The organism is Bartonella sp. AC62GZZY, assembly GCF_042196525.1.
Lineage (GTDB): Bacteria > Pseudomonadota > Alphaproteobacteria > Rhizobiales > Rhizobiaceae > Bartonella.
Genome location: NZ_JBHIQN010000081.1, coordinates 1 through 608, shown reverse-complemented (window position 1 = coordinate 608; position 608 = coordinate 1). Strand labels below are relative to the sequence as shown.

The following is a 608-nucleotide window of genomic DNA, read 5'->3' as shown; positions in this document are numbered from 1 at the left end:
ACTTACACAATTCAGGGTAATTCTCATAATGATGTTGGTTCTGCTTTTAATGCTGTTGATACTTCTATCACGAATATCCAAAATCAGATTACGAATGCGACAAAAAACAGCCTTGTTAAGCAGGAAGGAGATGCAGGTACTATTACCGTTGGTGTGACAACGGGGGGTACAGAAATTAATGTTGCAAATAATGCAGGCAGCGATAGGACAATTTCTGGCGTAAAGACAGCTGTGAATGGTAATGAAGCTGTTAACAAAGCTCAGCTTGATAAAAGTATAGAGAAGATTTCTAATGATATTAATCTTACAAGTGCTGCTGCAGTTCTTTATGATAAAGAAAACGATACCGTTAATTATAATAGCATAACTTTGGGTGGTGATAAGACTACAGCACCAGTTTCCCTCCATAATGTTAAAGATGGAAAAATTGCTGAAGATTCGCATGATGCGATCAATGGTAGGCAGATTGAAAAAATATCTCGAGATGTAGCAAACATTTTGGGTGGGAATGCAGAATTTAGCGACGGTATTTTATTCGGTCCGCTCTATCATTTGTCGCGCATTTCTGAAGATGGCGTAGCAGTATCTAAAGACCATAATAATGTTGG

General features: G+C 38.0%; 1 pseudogene. It reads left to right on the top strand.

The features are described from left to right. Window positions 1-608 (top strand): annotated as a pseudogene (locus ACFIML_RS09270) (hypothetical protein); the annotation flags it as partial.